Consider the following 2,470-nt stretch of genomic DNA (forward strand, 5'->3'; position numbering starts at 1 on the left):
GCGGCGAGCGCCTGTCGGGCGTGCATCTCGCTGCCGAAGCCAAGACCCAGGAATGCCGCGCATCGGTTACCGCCGATGTCCGCGCGCAGATCGAACAGCGCCTCGCGCGCGCCAGCACCGCATCGGGCGCGAAGCTCGCCTCGCTGCGCTGATCACATTGCCCTGGTTCGCGACCGGCCAAACCTCCAACAGGGGCCCCGGTCGCGATCAGGTCATTTCGAGGCTTTGAGCATCGCTTCGCGCGTGATGATCGGCTGCGGCCACCAGGTCAGCGTGTGCACGTCATGCGCCGAGGTCCACAGCCCGTCCGTGGCATAGCGCAGCGCGCCGCTGCCTTCCGCCTTGCCCAGCCGCGCGACCACGGTCAGCCCCTTGGGGTCGATCGCGACAAATGTCTGGTCCTCGGTGGTGCGCAGCCATACCAGCCCCGCGCCGGTATCGATATCGCCCCATTTCAGTTCCTTGCCGACCTTGACCCGCCCGGTCACCTCGCCGGTAACCGGGTCGATCCGCGCGACGGTGCCGTCGCCCTGTTCCTGCACCCAGACCGCGCCTTCGCCCGCCGCCGAAAAGGCCGGCGAGTTGCCCATCGCGGTCGTCCGGGTCACCGCATTGGTGGCGGGGTCGATCCGCTGCACGGTCTTGCCCTCGCTGCTGATCGCCCAGAGCGCATCGAAGCCGAAGACCAGATAATGCGTGCCCGGCGTCACCGCGATGGTGGCGACCACCCCGTTGGTCACCGGATCGATGCGCGAGACCATGCCCTTGTTGTCGCTCGCCACCCAGATCGATCCCGCGCCCGCGACCACGTTCAGCTCGCCCTTGGGATTGGCGATGCCGGTGGCGATAGTGGCGACCTTTTCGGCCTTGGCGGTGTCGATGCGCACGACCGCGTTTTCCTTGCAGTCGGCGACCCACAGGCTGCCCGCATGGATCGCCATGGCACCGCAAGGTCGCGCCATCTCGACCGCCGCCAGCTTGCCGCTGCGCGACCAGCGCTCGACCCGGCCGGCATTGGTCGCCCAGACGCTGTCGCCTTCGACCGCGAGGAAATCGGCAAAGCCCGGCACGTCGATCACCTGCTCGGCCGAAGCGGGCGTGACGATCAAGGCGGATAATCCTGTGGCCATCGCGGCGGCAGTCTTGCGGAACCTGGTCATGATCGTCCCCTTCGTGTTGAAATCGGTTCAGGCCTTTTGCGCGATATAGGCGCGCCAGCCTCCGAGATGCGTGATGTCCTCCGCGCCATCGAGCGCGCGCGGTTCGGCGACGAAGCCCTTGACGCTCGAACCGTCCGACAAGGTCACCGTGCCGATCGCCAGCGGCGGCGGCACCTCGACGGTGAAGCTGCCGAACTCGGCGACGCCCAGCTCGTACACCTCGACCGCGATTCCGGCCCCCTCGCCCGTGTGCACCAGTGCCGGCTTGGGCGGCACCGAATTGGCGATGGCATAGAGCCGGTATTCGGGTGCGGTCTCGAACGCACCGACGAATTTTGCGTCGCGTGAAGTGAGCTGCCAGTGCAGCGGCATGTCCTTCAGGTGCGCGCCGACAACGGCGAGTTTCACGGTCTGCATTTTGCCCTCCAGATCGAGCGGGGGTGGGGATGGAAGCGACGCGGCGGAAAGATAGCTATCCGCCATGTCGAGCAGCGCCCGGTCGCTGTGCACCGGGCCGATCAGCGTGATGCCGAAGCCGGTGTCGTTGTGACGTGCGCCGGCGGGCACGGCGAGCGCGGCCATGTCGAGCAGGTTGACGAAATTGGTGTAGAAGCCGAGCGCGCTGTTGAGCGCGATCGGCGCGGCGAGCATTTCCTTCACGCGATAGGTGGTGCCAGCGGTCGGAAAGGCCATCACGTCGATGCCTTCCCAGAGCTCGTCCGCATGGCGCTTCAGCTCGGCGAGCCGGTAGATGCCGTTGAACAGATCGACCGCTTTCGTGTCCAGCCCGGCGGAGACGATCTCGCGCACGGTGGGATCGATCGCATCCGGGTTGCTGACCAGCAGGTCGCCCAAAGCGGCGGTGCGCTCCGCCACCCATGGCCCGCCATAGAGCAGCTGCGCCGCCTCCTGCAGCGGCGCGTAGTCGATCTCGACGATCGTGCCCAGACCTGCCAGCGCCGCCAGCGCCTTGTCGTAGAGATATTCCGCCTCGCCATCGCCGAAGAACATCCGCTGGTCGCGGCGCGGCACACCGATGGTGCGATGGCCACGCGGCAGATCGGCAAGCGGCCTCGACCAGGCATCCGCAGGATCATAGCCCGCGACGATGGAGTCGATCAGCCGCGCATCGGCGGTATCGTCGGTGAACACGGTGATGCAGTCGATCGAGCGGCACGCCGGGACCAGGCCGCGGTTGCTCCAGCGGCCCTTGCTCGGCTTGAATCCGATGAGGTGCTGGAACGCGGCGGGCACGCGGCCCGATCCGGCGGTATCGGTGCCGAGCGCGAACGCGACCAGCCCCGCCGCGA

General features: G+C 67.5%; 2 protein-coding genes. Both read right to left on the reverse strand.

Annotation, left to right across the window (positions count from 1 at the left end):
- Positions 1-212 precede the first annotated feature (212 nt).
- Positions 213-1,160, reverse strand: coding sequence for a YncE family protein (locus tag DM995_RS12805; RefSeq protein WP_116969672.1), 948 nt, complete (start codon positions 1,158-1,160; stop codon positions 213-215).
- 27 nt (positions 1,161-1,187) lie between these two features.
- The coding region (atzF, locus tag DM995_RS12810; RefSeq protein WP_116969673.1) for an allophanate hydrolase at positions 1,188-2,470 on the reverse strand (1,283 nt) is incomplete at its 5' end.

Origin of the sequence: Blastomonas sp. UPD001, from assembly GCF_003426715.1 — a bacterium.
In the GTDB taxonomy this organism is placed as follows: Bacteria; Pseudomonadota; Alphaproteobacteria; order Sphingomonadales; family Sphingomonadaceae; genus Blastomonas.